Annotated in this window: 14 protein-coding genes; 11 read left to right on the top strand and 3 right to left on the bottom strand. The window is 38.8% G+C overall.

The genetic code is table 11. The annotated features are described in order from the left end of the window. Positions 1–234: 234 nt before the first annotated feature. The 6 genes from K6J66_RS01730 to K6J66_RS01755 all read left to right on the top strand — a co-directional run bounded on the left by K6J66_RS01730 (position 235) and on the right by K6J66_RS01755 (position 8,072). Complete coding sequence (locus K6J66_RS01730) at positions 235–3,279, top strand: TonB-dependent hemoglobin/transferrin/lactoferrin family receptor (protein ID WP_221260115.1); 3,045 nt, start codon at positions 235–237, stop codon at positions 3,277–3,279. 176 nt (positions 3,280–3,455) lie between these two features. Beyond that, positions 3,456–5,372, top strand: a complete 1,917-nt coding sequence (locus K6J66_RS01735) for an ABC transporter ATP-binding protein (protein ID WP_110442608.1) — start codon at positions 3,456–3,458, stop codon at positions 5,370–5,372. 9 nt (positions 5,373–5,381) lie between these two features. Then, a complete protein-coding gene (locus tag K6J66_RS01740) occupies positions 5,382–5,918 on the top strand; it encodes a DNA topoisomerase family protein (RefSeq protein ID WP_110442607.1) in 537 nt (178 codons plus the stop codon). A 15-nt stretch (positions 5,919–5,933) separates the two neighbouring features. After that, positions 5,934–6,485 carry an L-threonylcarbamoyladenylate synthase type 1 TsaC gene (tsaC, locus tag K6J66_RS01745; protein ID WP_038439523.1) on the top strand — a complete coding sequence of 184 codons (552 nt, stop codon included), beginning with the start codon at positions 5,934–5,936 and terminating at the stop codon, positions 6,483–6,485. Between the two features lie 3 nt (positions 6,486–6,488). Further along, positions 6,489–7,295: a shikimate dehydrogenase gene (gene aroE / locus K6J66_RS01750; protein WP_038439522.1), complete on the top strand. Its 807-nt coding sequence runs from the start codon at positions 6,489–6,491 to the stop codon at positions 7,293–7,295. Positions 7,296–7,508: 213 nt separating this feature from the next. Continuing rightward, on the top strand, positions 7,509–8,072 hold the full coding sequence (locus K6J66_RS01755) for a DNA-3-methyladenine glycosylase I (RefSeq protein ID WP_038439521.1): 564 nt from the start codon (positions 7,509–7,511) through the stop codon (positions 8,070–8,072). On the opposite strand, the gene K6J66_RS01760 is transcribed toward K6J66_RS01755, so the two are convergent. Beyond that, on the bottom strand, positions 8,069–8,833 hold the full coding sequence (locus K6J66_RS01760; RefSeq protein WP_038439520.1) for a glycosyltransferase family 2 protein: 765 nt from the start codon (positions 8,831–8,833) through the stop codon (positions 8,069–8,071). The genes K6J66_RS01755 and K6J66_RS01760 overlap by 4 nt on opposite strands. 62 nt (positions 8,834–8,895) lie before the next feature. Between K6J66_RS01760 and waaA the strand changes: the two genes are divergently transcribed. From waaA to rep, 4 genes are read left to right on the top strand one after another with little or no spacing between them, the layout of a single operon-like run. Further along, on the top strand, positions 8,896–10,179 hold the full coding sequence (gene waaA / locus K6J66_RS01765; protein ID WP_038439519.1) for a lipid IV(A) 3-deoxy-D-manno-octulosonic acid transferase: 1,284 nt from the start codon (positions 8,896–8,898) through the stop codon (positions 10,177–10,179). Continuing rightward, positions 10,176–10,646 (top strand): pantetheine-phosphate adenylyltransferase, encoded by a 471-nt coding sequence (coaD, locus tag K6J66_RS01770; protein WP_038439518.1) that lies wholly within the window; start codon positions 10,176–10,178, stop codon positions 10,644–10,646. The genes waaA and coaD overlap by 4 nt, the downstream gene beginning before the upstream one ends. Beyond that, positions 10,643–10,855, top strand: a complete 213-nt coding sequence (locus tag K6J66_RS01775) for a YceK/YidQ family lipoprotein (protein WP_110442606.1) — start codon at positions 10,643–10,645, stop codon at positions 10,853–10,855. The genes coaD and K6J66_RS01775 overlap by 4 nt, the downstream gene beginning before the upstream one ends. Before the next feature lie 5 nt (positions 10,856–10,860). Continuing rightward, the gene (gene rep, locus K6J66_RS01780) at positions 10,861–12,876 is read left to right on the top strand and encodes a DNA helicase Rep (protein ID WP_038439517.1); all 2,016 of its coding nucleotides are present in this window, start codon (positions 10,861–10,863) and stop codon (positions 12,874–12,876) included. Positions 12,877–12,975: 99 nt separating this feature from the next. Here the strand turns inward: rep and yafC are convergent, their stop codons facing one another. Next, complete coding sequence (gene yafC / locus K6J66_RS01785; RefSeq protein WP_038439516.1) at positions 12,976–13,863, bottom strand: DNA-binding transcriptional regulator YafC; 888 nt, start codon at positions 13,861–13,863, stop codon at positions 12,976–12,978. A 110-nt stretch (positions 13,864–13,973) separates the two neighbouring features. Between yafC and K6J66_RS01790 the strand changes: the two genes are divergently transcribed. Then, positions 13,974–14,552 carry an NAD(P)H-dependent oxidoreductase gene (locus tag K6J66_RS01790; RefSeq protein ID WP_038439515.1) on the top strand — a complete coding sequence of 193 codons (579 nt, stop codon included), beginning with the start codon at positions 13,974–13,976 and terminating at the stop codon, positions 14,550–14,552. A gap of 62 nt (positions 14,553–14,614) precedes the next feature. On the opposite strand, the gene rimO is transcribed toward K6J66_RS01790, so the two are convergent. Further along, positions 14,615–15,952 (bottom strand): 30S ribosomal protein S12 methylthiotransferase RimO, encoded by a 1,338-nt coding sequence (gene rimO / locus K6J66_RS01795; protein WP_038439514.1) that lies wholly within the window; start codon positions 15,950–15,952, stop codon positions 14,615–14,617. Positions 15,953–16,054: the final 102 nt, after the last annotated feature.

Raw genomic sequence — 16,054 nt, forward strand, 5'->3', positions numbered from 1 at the left:
CCCACCAAAATATCTTACGATTGTTTGATGGTGGGCTGAAGCCCACCCTACAACTACTAATATCAACAATCAACGGTTCGCATTATAGGAAACAAGCTCGTTTAAATACAGCAAATAATGAGAATAGTTTTTATTTCTTGATTTTGATCAAAAATACACTTTTAGTATTGTGAGAGAATACTTTCTCCTATAATATATTTGAGAATTATTATTATTTTTTTTATGGGATTAAATATGACCAATTTTAGATTAAACGTGCTTGCCTATTCCGTTATGCTTGGGCTAACGGCAGGTGTTGCTTATGCAGCTCAACCAACCAACCAACCAACCAACCAACCAACCAACCAACCAACCAACCAACCAACCAACCAACCAACCAACCAACCAACCAACCAACCAACCAACCAACCAACCAACCAACCAACCAACCAAAATAGTAATGTTTCTGAACAACTAGAGCAAATTAATGTATCTGGTTCTACCGAAAATAGTGATACAAAAACACCACCAAAAATTGCTGAAACGGTAAAAACGGCTAAAACGCTGGAAAGAGAACAAGCAAACAATATTAAAGACATCGTTAAATACGAGACTGGTGTTACTGTTGTTGAAGCTGGGCGTTTTGGGCAAAGCGGTTTTGCCATTCGTGGTGTAGATGAAAATCGTGTAGCGATTAATATTGATGGATTACGTCAAGCTGAAACATTATCTTCTCAAGGCTTTAAAGAGCTTTTTGAGGGTTATGGTAACTTCAATAATACGCGTAATGGTGCAGAAATTGAAACTTTAAAAGAAGTAAATATTACAAAAGGGGCAAATTCAATCAAAAGTGGTAGTGGTTCCTTAGGTGGATCTGTAATTTATAAAACAAAAGATGCGAGAGATTATCTCCTTAACAAGGATTACTATGTAAGCTACAAAAAGGGATACGCTACAGAAAATAATCAATCATTCAATACGCTGACTCTTGCAGGACGTTATAAAAAGTTCGATGTGCTAGTGGTTACAACAAGCAGAAATGGACACGAACTTGAAAACTATGATTACAAAAATGCAGATAGCCTTACTCAAGGTAAAAAAAGAGAAAAAGCAGACCCATACAAAATTGAACAAGATAGTACATTATTAAAATTATCTTTCAATCCTACTGAAAATCATCGTTTTACCCTTGCCGCTGATTTATATGAACATCGTTCTCGTGGGCAAGATTTATCCTATACACTAAAATATCAACGTAGTGGTAATGAAACCCCTGAAGTTGAATCTAGACACACCAATGATAAAACAAAGAGACGTAATATTTCATTTAGTTATGAAAATTTCTCCCAAACTCCATTTTGGGATACATTAAAACTCACTTATTCTGATCAACGTATTAAAACTCGTGCACGCACAGATGAGTATTGTGATGCTGGTGTAAGACATTGTCAGGGAACAGAAAATCCCGCGGGACTAACAGTAACAAATGGGGAAATAACACGTCGAGATGGTTCACCACTTAAATTTAAAGAAAAAGGAACTAAAGGAACTGAAAAAATCTATGAATTCAATAAATTTATTGATACTGATGAGAAAGTAATTGAAACAGGAATTAAGCCAGAACGTTACAATGAGGTTTGGTATGATTGTTCAATATTTAATTGTAAAGATGGTACAAAAATGAAAGTTTTTGAAGCTGATTATAGTTTTGGCACTACTGGAACGTGGAAAAAAGACGTTGAACTTGAAACAAAAGAATTAAATGGCAGAACATTCGCTAGAATAAAGAAAGGGAATTATAATAAAACATTCTCTATTCTTCCCTCATCTCCGGGTTATTTAGAACGCCTCTGGCAAGAGCGAGATTTAGACACCAACACCCAACAATTAAATTTAGATTTAACCAAAGACTTCAAAACTTGGCGTGTTGAACATAATCTACAATATGGTAGCTCATATAATACAACGATGAAGCGAATGGTTAATCGTGCTGGTAATGATGCTTCTGATGTACAATGGTGGGCTAAACGTACTCTAGGCACTAAAATGGTATATTATCCAGGACCACCACGTGAGGTACCTGAAACTTGTGAAAATACTTCTTCTTGGAATGCCTTTCTTTGCCCTCGAGTTGATCCTGAATTTTCTTACTTATTACCCATTAAAACAAAAGAAAAATCAGTCTATCTCTTTGATAGTGTTGTTATAACTGATTATTTATCATTTGATTTAGGATATCGTTATGACAATATCCATTATCAACCAAAATATAAACACGGCGTTACACCGAAATTACCTGATGATATTGTGAAAGAATTATTTATTCCATTAAAAAAAGGTCGAAATAGTAATGATGAAGTTAAGAAAAACGTACAAGAAAATATTGACTATATCGCTAAACAAAACAAAAAATATAAAGCACATTCTTACAGTTTTGCTTCAACGATTGATCCAACGAGTTTTCTTCGTTTACAACTAAAATATTCAAAAGGTTTTAGAGCACCAACTTCAGATGAAATGTATTTCACCTTTAAACACCCTGATTTCACTATTTTGCCAAATACTAATCTAAAACCAGAGATAGCAAAAACAAAAGAAATTGCTTTTACATTACATCATGATGATTGGGGTTTTATCTCGACAAGTCTATTTAAAACCAACTATAAAAACTTTATCGACCTAATATTTAAAGGAGAAAAAGATTTTAAATTAGTTGGCGGAGGTAAAACATTACCATTTTCTCTTTATCAAAATATTAATAGAGATAGTGCGGTAGTAAAAGGAATAGAAATTAATTCAAAAGTATTCCTTGGTAAAATGGCAAAATTTATGGATGGATTTAACCTAAGCTATAAATATACCTATCAAAAAGGAAGAATGGATGGCAATATTCCTATGAATGCAATTCAGCCTAAAACAATGGTGTATGGCTTAGGCTATGACCACCCAAGCCAAAAATTTGGATTTAATTTCTACGCCACCCACGTAGCCACTAAAAATCCAGAAGATACTTATGATATTTATGCGAAAGATAAAAAACAAGCCAACACTAGCATAAAATGGCGTAGTAAATCTTATACTATTCTAGATTTAATTGGATATGTGCAACCAATTAAAAATTTAACCATAAGAGCTGGTGTATATAATCTTACAAACCGTAAATATATTACTTGGGATTCTGCGCGTTCAATTCGTTCATTTGGAACAAGTAATGTTATAGATCAAAAGACAGGATTAGGCATTAACCGTTTCTACGCACCAGGTAGAAATTATAAGATGTCAGTGCAGTTTGAATTCTAAACTTATCTAAAATCAAAAGTGCGGTAAATTTTTACCGCACTTTTTCATTATGCACAATACGGATAACACGTATTCCAATACAATCCCCTCAATTAATTCAAGCATAAATAAAAACAAATTTTGTATATTGTAAATAATATTGCAAAATAGCCTCAAATTAAGACCTATGTAGAAAAATGATTATATTTAGTAACTTATCTTTAAAACGAGGGCAAACGGAACTTCTCGAAAATGCGTCTGCTACGATTAACCCCAAGCAAAAAGTCGGTTTGGTGGGGAAAAATGGTTGTGGTAAGTCGTCTCTTTTTTCCTTATTAAAAAAAGAATTAACGCCAGAGGGCGGTGAGGTAAATTATCCAGCAAATTGGCGGGTATCTTGGGTGAATCAAGAAACGCCTGCATTGGATATTTCTGCGATTGATTATGTGATTCAAGGGGATCGTGAATATTGCCGTTTGCAACAAGAGCTTGAACGTGCAAATGAACGCAATGACGGTAACGCTATTGCACGTATTCATGAGCAATTAGAAATGTTGGATGCGTGGACAATTCAATCGCGTGCCGCTTCTTTATTGCATGGTTTAGGATTTAGCCAAGAAGAAACAATACAGCCAGTGAAAGCCTTTTCGGGCGGTTGGCGGATGCGTTTGAATTTGGCACAGGCATTGCTTTGTCCATCGGATTTATTATTACTGGATGAACCGACCAACCATTTGGATTTGGATGCGGTTATTTGGTTAGAACGTTGGTTAGTGCAATATCAAGGCACTTTAGTATTAATTTCTCACGATCGTGATTTTCTCGATCCAATTGTGACAAAAATCCTTCATATCGAAAATCAGAAGCTCAACGAATACACGGGCGATTATTCTTCCTTTGAAGTGCAACGAGCCACTAAACTGGCACAACAAACGGCGATGTATCGTCAGCAACAGCAAAAGATTTCCCATTTACAAAAATATATTGATCGCTTTAAAGCCAAAGCGACCAAAGCCAAACAAGCGCAAAGCCGTATGAAAGCACTAGAAAGAATGGAACTGATTGCGCCTGCTTATGTGGATAATCCTTTTACTTTTGAATTTCGTCCACCGCAATCCTTGCCGAATCCGTTGGTGATGATTGAACAGGCAAGTGCAGGTTATGGCAGCGGCGAAAGTGCGGTAGAAATTTTAAGTAAAATTAAACTGAATTTGGTGCCAGGTTCGCGGATTGGTTTGCTCGGTAAAAATGGTGCGGGAAAATCAACTTTGATTAAACTTTTAGCAGGAGAACTGACCGCACTTTCAGGCACAGTTCAGTTGGCAAAAGGCGTGCAGCTTGGCTATTTTGCCCAGCATCAATTAGATACTTTACGCGCAAATGAATCCGCTCTGTGGCATATGCAAAAACTCACACCAGAACAAACGGAGCAACAGGTTCGCGATTATTTAGGCAGTTTTGCGTTCCACGGCGATAAAGTAAATCAAGCAGTAAAATCTTTTTCTGGAGGAGAAAAAGCCCGCTTGGTGTTGGCTTTGATTGTTTGGCAACGACCGAATTTGTTATTACTTGATGAACCGACTAACCATTTGGATTTGGATATGCGTCAGGCATTAACGGAAGCGTTGGTGGATTACGAAGGTTCTTTGGTGGTGGTGTCTCACGATCGTCACTTATTACGCAATACCGTGGAAGAATTTTATTTAGTTCACGATAAAAAAGTAGAAGAATTTAAAGGCGATTTAGAAGACTATCAAAAATGGCTGAATGAACAAAACAGTACGTCTGAAAATAAAGTTTCAGAAAAAGTGGGCGATAATGAAAATTCGGTTCAAAATCGTAAGGAACAAAAACGCCGTGAAGCAGAGTTACGCCAACAAACTGCACCATTACGTAAAAAAATCACGCAATTAGAAGAAAAAATGAATAAATTTTCTTCTGAGCTTGCGAACATAGAAAATCAACTGGCAGATGCTGAATTATATAATGCCGAAAATAAAGAAAAATTGACCGCACTTTTGGCTCAACAAGTGGATGTGAAGAAAGCATTGGATGATGTGGAAACGGAATGGATGACCGCACAGGAAGAATTGGAAGAAATGCTTCAAGCATAAGGATAGATTATGAATCAAAGCCTTTTTCATCATAGCAAACAACTGGAATATTGCCCTCAATGTGGTGCGCCTTTGCAAATTAAACAAGGCAAAAAAGGGCTGTTTTTAGGTTGCTCTGCTTATCCTGAATGTGATTATTTGCGTCCTTTGCAACGATCGGAGCATAAAGTATTAAAAACACTTGATGAAATTTGCCCGAAGTGCGGTAATTTATTGCAGTTGAAACAAGGCAGTTTTGGGATGTTTATTGGTTGTAGTCATTATCCTGAATGCGATTTTGTGGTGCGAGAAGAATCTGAGACTGAGGAAAAAATTGCTTGTCCTGAATGTAAAACGGGGTATTTGATTTCTCGTCGAGGTCGCCAAGGAAAGATTTTTTACGGCTGTGATAATTTTCCTAAATGTAAATTTTCTTTGCCTGCCAAGCCTTATACCCTGCCTTGCCCAACCTGCCATTTTCCACTTTCCTTGTTAAAAGGCGAAGATGGGGAAAAACAAATTTTCCAGTGTGCAAATAAAACTTGCCGTCATATTTTTGAGCAATAAAAGTAAAAGAATGAAATGAATAGAGAACAAATCGCCGATGCCCTTCGACAAAATCAAGTGGTTGCTTATCCCACTGAAGCCGTATTTGGTTTAGGCTGTAATCCGCAAAGTGAAAGTGCGGTAAAAAAATTACTTGATTTAAAGCAACGTCCAGTGGAAAAAGGGCTGATTTTAGTCGCTCCTAGCTTGGATTTTTTCCGTCCTTTTGTCGATTTTGAACAGATTAACGATGAACAGCTTTCTCGCCTGCAAGGTAAATATGAACGCCCAACGACTTGGATTGTGCCAGCTAAATCCACCACTCCGCATTTTCTCACAGGAAAATTTGATAGCATTGCAATACGTTTGTGCGATCACCCATCTGTGAAAGCCTTATGTGAAATCACGGGTTTTGCATTAACTTCGACTAGCGCAAATCTGACAGGAGAGCCACCTTGCCGCATCGCCGATGAAGTGCGGTCACAATTCGGTTCAGATTTTCCAGTATTAGATGAAATTGTGGGCGGTGCACTCAATCCATCAGAAATTCGAGACTTGCGTACAAATCAACTTTTTAGACAGGGATAATTTATGGATCTTTATGCTGTATGGGGCAATCCGATTGTGCAAAGTAAATCCCCATTGATTCAAAATAAGTTAGCAACGCAAACCCATCAAACCATAGAATACATTGCAAAATTAGGCGATCTTGATGCTTTTGAACAACAGCTTTTGGCATTTTTTGAGGAGGGCGCGAAAGGTTGCAATATTACTTCGCCTTTTAAAGAACGAGCTTATCAGCTGGCAGATGACTATAGCCAACGAGCAAAACTGGCGGAAGCCTGCAATACGCTAAAAAAACTCGATGATGGAAAACTTTATGCGGATAACACTGATGGGATTGGCTTAGTGACGGATTTACAACGTTTGAATTGGCTTCATCCAAATCAGCACGTATTAATCTTGGGGGCGGGCGGAGCAACAAAAGGCGTATTATTGCCACTTTTACAAGCTCAACAAAATATTGTGCTTGCCAACCGCACTTTTTCTAAGGCCAAAGAATTAGCTGAAAGATTTCAGCCTTACGGCAATATTCAAGCTGCCTCAATGGATTCGATTCCACTACAAACTTATGATGTAGTGATTAATGCAACTTCTGCTGGATTACGTGGTGGAACGGCTTCAGTTGATGCTGAAATTTTAAAATTAGGCTCAGCTTTTTACGATATGCAATATGCGAAAGGCACAGACACGCCATTTATTGCATTATGCAAAAGTTTAGGTTTAACCAATGTTAGCGATGGCTTTGGAATGTTGGTCGCGCAAGCAGCACATTCTTTCCATTTATGGCGAGGTGTAATGCCAGATTTTGTCGCGGTTTATGAGCAATTAAAATAAGGTAATTGCCAATGGAAAATAAATACAGCGATTTTAATATTTTCACTTCTCGTGAACAGCGTGAAGGTTTTATGGAACGTATTTCATCTATTTCCTTAGCCCTAAAAAGCGAAAAGCCTCAATGAAACTCACTGAAGCTATGACGCCGACCAAGCACCCTCGATCCACTTGGCTCGGAATATATCAAAACGTTTTATTTTGTCAAGTTTTAATATGCAACAAATAACCAGATGCCCTTGGGTTGGCAAACAACCTATTTATATTGATTATCATGACAAGGAATGGGGAAAGCCTGAATTCGACAGCCAAAAGCTATTTGAAAAAATTTGTTTGGAAGGGCAGCAAGCGGGGCTTTCGTGGATTACGGTTTTGAAAAAACGTGAATCTTACCGTGAGGCTTTTCATCAATTTGATCCGAAAAAAATCGCAAAAATGACCGCACTTGATATTGATGATTGTATGAAAAATGCGGGATTAATTCGCCATCGAGCCAAGTTAGAAGCCATTGTCAAAAATGCAAAAGCTTATTTGGCGATGGAAAAGTGCGGTGAAAATTTCAGTGATTTTATTTGGTCATTTGTAAATCATAAACCGATCGTCAATGATGTGCCTGATTTGCGATCTGTGCCAGCTAAAACAGAAGCATCGAAAGCACTTTCTAAAGCCTTAAAAAAACGTGGTTTCGTCTTTGTTGGCGAAACCACGTGCTATGCGTTTATGCAATCTATGGGGCTGGTGGACGATCATTTAAACGATTGTCCTTGCAAAACTCGCTAGTGTTTATGCTGATCGCGCTCCCATAAATCGGCGTATTTTACAAAGGTTGAATGCGCTGATAACACCGCTAATAAAAATCCTTGTTTGCCATCTAAAAAACCCGCTTTTAACAAATACATCTTCATAAAACAACCAAGCGCGTGCGAAATTCCTTGCCAAAGTGTGGCTTTTTTTCCTTTAGCTTGGCGTTGGTCAGCCCAGGCTTTGGCATAACCTGCGGATTTCACTAGATAATGATGGATGCTTTTATAAGTGAAATGCTCTAAATCCCCTGTTAATTTTTCTACTTTTGTGCCAGCTGGAAATTCCACTTTTTCATGTACAAGTGAGTCGTTATATTGCGCATAGTTTGTGCGATAGAGGCGAACCACATAATCGGGATACCAGCCTGAATGGCGAATTTCACGTCCAAATACTTCACTAACTCGTGGAATTTCATAAACGGTATTTTCTCGATCATTTTTAACCGCACTTAAGATAGCCTGTTTCAGCTTGGGGGTAACGCGTTCGTCTGCATCTAACCAGAGTACATAATCACTGGTTACATATTGTTGGGCTAATTGGCGTTGTTTTCCAAACCCTTGCCAGTCTCTATTTTCATAGAATTTCGCCCCATAACTGAGCGCAATTTCTTTAGTGTTATCTGTGCTGCCAGAATCTAGAATGATAATTTCATCCACCCAATCTTTCACAGTGTCTAAGCAATTCGCTAGATCTTGTGCTTCATTTTTTACAATCATTGCAACGCTAATTGTAGGCATATTTTCAATCCTTTTTTTGCTATACTAGCCGAAATTTTTTCAAGTATAACCGAATTTCATTTATGTGGCGTTTTTTTTATACCAGCTTGCTTTTAATTTGCCAGCCGTTGATATTGTGTTTTATTGGCTTGCTCAGTGTTAAATCTCCACGTTATCGTCAGCGTTTGACTGAACGTTATGGTTTTTATGGTAATGCGCCTTGTCCACCACCACAAGGGATCTTTATCCACGCAGCCTCCGTAGGGGAAGTGATTGCGGCGACACCGCTGGTTCGCCAATTGCAACAAGATTATCCGCATTTATCCATTACTTTTACAACTTTTACTCCCACAGGTTCAGAACGCGTAAAAGCCACTTTTGGAAACAGCGTTTTTCATTATTATCTCCCCTTTGATTTGCCTTTTTCGATCCATCGTTTTATTAATTTTGTACAACCTAAATTATGTATCGTGATGGAAACAGAACTTTGGCCTAATCTTATTCATCAATTATTTTTACGCAATATCCCATTTGTCATCGCTAATGCTCGTTTATCCGCACGTTCTGCACATCGTTACGGAAAAATAAAAGCGCGCTTACAAACAATGTGGTCGCAAATTAGTTTGATTGCAGCACAGGATCATATTAGCGGAAAACGCTATGCCACTTTGGGCTATCCAAAGGAAAAATTGAATATCACGGGCAATATTAAATATGATCTCTCGATCACTGATGAATTACGTGAAAAGATTGATGATTTACGATCTCTTTGGGTAAAAAATCGTCCGATTTGGATTGCAGCGAGTACGCATAACGGAGAAGATGAAATCATTTTAAAATCTCACCGCACTTTGTTAGCAAAATACCCAAATTTATTGTTATTGCTCGTTCCACGCCATCCAGAGCGTTTTAATGTGGTGGCTGATTTACTTAAAAAGGAAAAATTCCAATTTATTCGTCGTTCCACAAATGAATTACCAAATGAAAATACCCAAGTAATTTTGGGCGATAGTATGGGCGAACTGATGTTGATGTATGGCGTTTCTGATATTGCTTTTGTGGGTGGAAGCCTTGTGAAACACGGGGGGCATAATCCACTGGAACCTCTTATGTTTAAAATGCCAGTGATTACTGGCAAGAATACTTTTAATTTCCCTGAGATATTTCGAATGTTGGTGGGAGTGCAAGGTGTGTTGGAAGTTAATTCAACCGCAGATGCCTTAGAACGCGCCGTAGAAGCCTTATTAAATTCAAAAGAAGCCCGCGAACGTTTAGGCAATGCTGGCTATGAAGTGCTGATGGAAAACCGAGGGGCATTACAGCGTTTGTTAGATTTATTAAAACCTTATTTGGAGCGCAATGTATGACGAGCGTGATTTATCCTGGTACTTTTGATCCGATTACGAATGGTCATTTAGACATTATTGAAAGAAGTGCGGTAATTTTTCCTCGTGTTTTAGTGGCGGTGGCAAATAGTCCAAGCAAAAAAACGCTATTTTCTTTGGATAAACGCGTGGAGCTTGTTCGTCAATCTGTTACACATTTATCCAATGTGGAGGTGTTTGGCTTTTCTGATTTGTTGGCAAATGTGATTAAACAGCACAATATTTCTGCCATTATTCGCGGCGTACGCACAACAACAGATTTTGAATATGAACTGCAATTGGCTGCCCTTAATCGTTTACTCACAAAAGGCGTAGATAGTCTGTTTTTCCCACCAGTAGAAAAATGGGCGTTTGTTTCTTCCACCATTGTACGTGAAATTTATTTGCATGGCGGCGATGTGGCAGAGTTAGTGCCTGTGTCAGTGTTCAATGCGTTAAAAGCACGATGATAAAAAACTTTATTTTTTTAACCGCACTTATCGTTTTATCTGGTTGTGGTTCCGTGGTCAAACTTATCGATCCAACAGAAAAATATACCGCCTATGCAGGGGTTGCTTATGATCTTGAAATGGCTCAACAATGGGGATTGCCAATCTTAGATTTGCCTCTCTCATTTTTATTAGACACTGTATTACTGCCCTATGCGTGGGCTCAATAATTCTTATGAAACTCAATCCTCAACAACAACAAGCCGTTGAATATGTGACAGGCCCTTGTCTTGTGCTTGCTGGTGCAGGCTCTGGCAAAACTCGCGTCATTATTAATAAAATCGCCCATTTAATTGAAAAGTGCGGTTATTCTCCGAAACAAATTGCTGCTGTTACTTTTACCAACAAAGCCGCACGCGAGATGAAAGAGCGTGTAGCACATTCCATTGGCAAAGAACAATCTAAAGGCTTGCTTGTTTCCACTTTTCATACGCTCGGTTTTGACATTATTAAGCGTGAATATAAAGCGTTGGGCTTTAAATCAAATATGACTTTGTTTGATGAACATGATCAATTTGCGTTGTTAAAAGAGCTAACCGCTGATGTATTAAAAGAAGATAAGGATTTATTGCGTGAGTTAATTTCAGTGATTTCTAACTGGAAGAACGATTTGATTTCGCCAAAACAGGCGTTTGCGTTGGCGCGTGATGCTAAATATCAAACTTTCGCAAAATGTTATGAGTGTTACGCCACACAAATTCGAGCTTACAACGCCCTTGATTTTGATGATTTGATTATGCTGCCGACGTTGTTGTTCAAGCAAAATGAAGAAGTGCGGTCAAAATGGCAGGCAAAAATTCGTTATTTGTTGGTGGATGAATATCAAGACACCAACACCAGTCAATATGAGCTGATTAAACTTTTAGTGGGGGAGCGTGCATGTTTTACTGTGGTGGGCGATGATGACCAATCTATTTATTCGTGGCGTGGTGCACGACCAGAAAATATGGTGCGTTTACGCGATGATTTCCCTCGTTTGAACGTGATTAAGCTAGAGCAAAATTACCGTTCAACCCAGCGTATTTTGCATTGCGCTAATATTTTGATTGATAACAATGAGCACGTGTTTAATAAGAAACTTTTTTCAACCATTGGTAAAGGGGAAAAATTGCTTGTTATCGAAGCAAAAAATGAAGAACACGAAGCAGAGCGGATTGTCGCTGAGTTGATCGCCCATCGTTTTAGCCGTAAAACCAAATATAAAGATTATGCGATTTTGTATCGAGGCAATCATCAATCCCGATTACTCGAAAAAGTACTGATGCAAAACCGTATTCCTTACAAAATTTCTGGCGGTACTTCTTTTTTCTCCCGTGCAGAAATCAAAGATATGATGGCGTATTTGCGCTTGGTGGTGAATCAAGATGATGATGCCGCATTCCTACGTATTGTGAATACACCTAAACGTGAAATTGGCACCGCAACCTTACAAAAACTTGGCGAGTTGGCTCAAGAAAAACACATCAGTTTATTTAATGCTATTTTTGAGTTTGAACTTATTCAACGCATCACGCCAAAAGCCTATGATTCATTGCAAAAATTTGGCCGTTGGATTGTAGAACTTAATGATGAAATTCAACGTTCTGAACCAGAGCGAGCGGTACGTTCTATGTTATCCACGATTCATTATGAAGAATATTTGTACGAATACGCAACAAGCCCTAAAGCGGCAGAAATGCAAAGTAAGAATGTTGCCACGCTATTTGATTGGGTTGCGGATATGTTAAAAGGCGATGAAACCAATGAACCAATGAACCTTAATCAAGTAGTAACCCGCCTAACATTACGAGATATGTTGGAGCGAGGCGAAGACGATGATGAGAGCGATCAAGTTCAACTGATGACATTGCACGCCTCTAAGGGATTGGAATTCCCTTATGTTTATTTGATCGGTATGGAAGAGGGCATTTTGCCCCACCAAACTAGCATTGATGAAGACAACGTGGAAGAAGAACGCCGCTTGGCTTATGTTGGCATCACAAGAGCACAAAAAGAACTCACTTTTTCTTTGTGTCGAGAACGCCGTCAATATGGAGAATTAATTCGTCCAGAACCCAGCAGATTTTTAGCTGAATTACCCAATGACGATGTGTTATGGGAACGCGATAAACCAAAACTAACCACCGAGCAAAAACAAGAAAAAACACAAAATCAACTTGATAGATTGAGGGCGATTTTGAAAGGAGACTAGAAAATGGCTTTAAATGAAAAAATAATGGGGAGAAAGTGCGGCTAAGTTTTAAAGTATTTTTACAAATGGACTTTAAAATTTGATGCTTATGAATTTTAATTATCCCCTCAGCTTTTCTGCTAAAAAGTCTAAAAACACACGTAGGCGAAGATTGACAGCTTTATCACTGTAATAAACAGCGTTGAAAGGGAGTGTTTCATCGGTGATGTGATTAGAAAATAGGGGAATTAATTTTCCTTCAGCGATGTCATTGTCTACCAAAAAATCTGATAAGCAAGCGATACCACAACCTGAAAGGCACAATGACCGTAAGATTTCACCGCTGCTGGCGGTAAAGTGCGGTGAGATTTTATAGGGATTTCCTTGAGCATCTAGAACCGCCCATGTATTTAGAGAACTAGGTTCAGTGAAGCCTAAACATTGATGGTTGGCAAGATCTTCAGTTGATTGTGGTGTACCGTGTTTTGCCAAGTATTCTGGACTGGCAACTAATCGGAATTGGCTATCAAACAGATGACGAGCACGCAACCCAGAATCATTCAATTCTCCAGCTCGTAAAGCAATATCGACTTTGCGTTCAATCAGATTGATATAGCCTTCGGAAGAAACTAGCGAAAGTTGGATATGCGGATAACGTTCGTTGAATTTCGCTGCTAATGGCACTAGCAGATGTAACACCATCGGCATGGCGGAATCTACGCGTAGTACGCCTTGTGGTACTTCGTGCACAGCCAACATTTCAGCTTCTGCTGCAGCCATTTCTTGCAGAATTTTCTGCACTCGGCGAAAATATTGTGAACCTTCTTCTGTTAGTCTTAGCTGTCGCGTGGTGCGGTTGATTAGGTTAACGCCTAATTTTTCTTCTAACCTTTTCACCACACGGCTTACAGCAGAATTTGCCATCGCTAGCTGTTTGGCCGCACGGCTGAAACTACCATTTTCGACTACTTGCACAAATACCGTTAATTCTTCAGAAGTTGTTTTCATTTTATTATTCTGTTTAACGCAAAAGAGTTTTTTTATTTTTGCACTTTTTAAGTATAAAGTAAAACAGCATAATAAAGCTCTCTTTGGATTATTGCTTTAGGAGCAAAAAGATGAATATTTTATTATTAGACGGTGGTAAAGCGTTTGGACATTCTCACGGCGAGTTGAATCACACGCTTCATAAAAAAGCGAAAGAAGTTTTGACTGCACTTGGACACAATGTAAAAGAAACTGTGATCGATGCTGGCTATAATGTTGAAGCAGAAATCGAAAAATTCTTGTGGATGGATGCCGTGATTTGGCAAATGCCGAGCTGGTGGATGCACGAACCTTGGACAGTGAAAAAATACATAGACGAAGTATTAACCAGCGGACACGGCAAGTTATATCACAGTGATGGCAGACACAGCGTTAATCCAACCGAGGGCTATGGCACAGGCGGCTTGTTGCAAGGCAAAAAACATATGCTTTCACTTACTTGGAATGCACCGATTGAAGCCTTTACTCGCGAAGGCGATTTCTTTGAAGGCAAAGGTGTGGATGTGTTGTATATGCATTTCCACAAACTCAATGAGTTCATCGGCTTGACCCGTCTGCCGACATTCTTATGTAACGATGTGGTTAAAAATCCACAAGTAGAACAATATTTATCAGACTACCAAGCACATTTGGAAAAAGTGTTTGGCTAATAAAAAATCCATCTTCAATACGAAGATGGATTTTTTGTTTATTTCCTTGAGATTGTTGTTATTTAACAACTTCCCCACAAATCATATTCATCAGAATTTGTGATGGTTACTTTAATCACGTCGCCCACTTTGACATTGATTCCGCTTAAATTATCTACATAAACTAAACCATCCACTTCAGGGGCATCTGCTTTGGAGCGGCCAATAATGCCTTCTTCGTCAATTTCATCCACTAATACATCAAGAGTTTTACTGATTTTTTGTTTTAAACGGTTTGCAGAAATTTCCTGTTGTAATTGCATGAAACGATGGAAACGTTCTTCTTTCACATCTTCTGGCACTTGGTCAGCCATATCTGTTGCAGGTGCGCCTTCAACGGGGCTGAATTTGAAACAGCCTACGCGATCAAGCTGGGCTTCTTTTAAGAAATCGAGCAATAATTGGAAATCTTCTTCTGTTTCTCCTGGGAAACCTACAATGAAAGTGGAGCGTAATGTTAAATCAGGGCAAATTTCACGCCATTGTTTAATGCGTTCTAAAGTGCGGTCAATACTGCCCGGTCTTTTCATTGCTTTTAAGATTTTCGGGCTGGCGTGTTGTAATGGAATGTCTAAATACGGCAAGAGCGTACCGTCAGCCATTAATGGAATTAAATCATCCACATGGGGATAGGGATACACATAATGTAAGCGAACCCAAATGCCAAGTTTGCCAAGCTGTTTACAAAGCGTCATTAAATCATTTTTAATTGGCATGCCATTCCAGAAAGCTGTTTTTACCCCGCCCTCTTGGCGTTTTAAATCCATGGAATAAGCGGAAGTGTCTTGTGATACCACAAGCAATTCTTTTACGCCTGCTTCGGCTAAACGTTTTGCTTCGTCCAAAACTTGCGTAATAGAACGGCTTTCTAAATCGCCACGCATAGATGGAATAATGCAGAACGTACAACGGTGATCACAGCCTTCAGAGATCTTTAAATAGGCATAATGTTTTGGAGTCAGTTTTACGCCTTGTTTTGGTACTAAGCTGATGTAAGGGTTATGTGTCGGTTTTGGCACGTATTTGTGTACTTGTGCCATCACTGCTTCATAACTATGTGGGCCACTGACTTCCAAAACCTTAGGATGCACTTCACGAATTTGGTCTTCTTTTGCCCCCAAACAGCCAGTCACGATAACTCGCCCATTTTCTTCTAATGCTTCGCCAATCGATTCTAGGGATTCCTGCACCGCGCTATCAATAAAACCACAGGTGTTCACAATCACTAAATCGACATTTTCATAGCTTGGCACAATGTTGTAACCATCGGTGCGTAGTTCCGTTAAGATTCGTTCAGAATCTACCAAGTTTTTTGGGCAGCCAAGGCTTACAAAGCCAATGCTTGGGGTTGAATTTTGCATAAAATAACCGTTCTTTCGCTCTATAAAATTTCAAACGCAAGATTCTACTCAATTTTCGCAAGAAAGGCGATAAATTAAAGGCTTGGAAGGGTAAAGATTTTA

The sequence above is a fragment of the Haemophilus influenzae genome (assembly GCF_019703545.1).
Classification (GTDB): domain Bacteria; phylum Pseudomonadota; class Gammaproteobacteria; order Enterobacterales; family Pasteurellaceae; genus Haemophilus; species Haemophilus influenzae_E.

Excerpts from the sequence above, each read along its gene's own strand:
- K6J66_RS01730 (WP_221260115.1), top strand. The coding sequence starts at position 235 with ATGACCAATTTTAGATTAAACGTGCTTGCCTATTCCGTTATGCTTGGG.
- K6J66_RS01735 (WP_110442608.1), top strand. The coding sequence starts at position 3,456 with ATGATTATATTTAGTAACTTATCTTTAAAACGAGGGCAAACGGAACTT.
- K6J66_RS01740 (WP_110442607.1), top strand. The coding sequence starts at position 5,382 with ATGAATCAAAGCCTTTTTCATCATAGCAAACAACTGGAATATTGCCCT.
- tsaC (WP_038439523.1), top strand. The coding sequence starts at position 5,934 with ATGAATAGAGAACAAATCGCCGATGCCCTTCGACAAAATCAAGTGGTT.
- aroE (WP_038439522.1), top strand. The coding sequence starts at position 6,489 with ATGGATCTTTATGCTGTATGGGGCAATCCGATTGTGCAAAGTAAATCC.
- K6J66_RS01755 (WP_038439521.1), top strand. The coding sequence starts at position 7,509 with ATGCAACAAATAACCAGATGCCCTTGGGTTGGCAAACAACCTATTTAT.
- K6J66_RS01760 (WP_038439520.1), bottom strand. The coding sequence starts at position 8,833 with ATGCCTACAATTAGCGTTGCAATGATTGTAAAAAATGAAGCACAAGAT.
- waaA (WP_038439519.1), top strand. The coding sequence starts at position 8,896 with ATGTGGCGTTTTTTTTATACCAGCTTGCTTTTAATTTGCCAGCCGTTG.
- coaD (WP_038439518.1), top strand. The coding sequence starts at position 10,176 with ATGACGAGCGTGATTTATCCTGGTACTTTTGATCCGATTACGAATGGT.
- K6J66_RS01775 (WP_110442606.1), top strand. The coding sequence starts at position 10,643 with ATGATAAAAAACTTTATTTTTTTAACCGCACTTATCGTTTTATCTGGT.
- rep (WP_038439517.1), top strand. The coding sequence starts at position 10,861 with ATGAAACTCAATCCTCAACAACAACAAGCCGTTGAATATGTGACAGGC.
- yafC (WP_038439516.1), bottom strand. The coding sequence starts at position 13,863 with ATGAAAACAACTTCTGAAGAATTAACGGTATTTGTGCAAGTAGTCGAA.
- K6J66_RS01790 (WP_038439515.1), top strand. The coding sequence starts at position 13,974 with ATGAATATTTTATTATTAGACGGTGGTAAAGCGTTTGGACATTCTCAC.
- rimO (WP_038439514.1), bottom strand. The coding sequence starts at position 15,952 with ATGCAAAATTCAACCCCAAGCATTGGCTTTGTAAGCCTTGGCTGCCCA.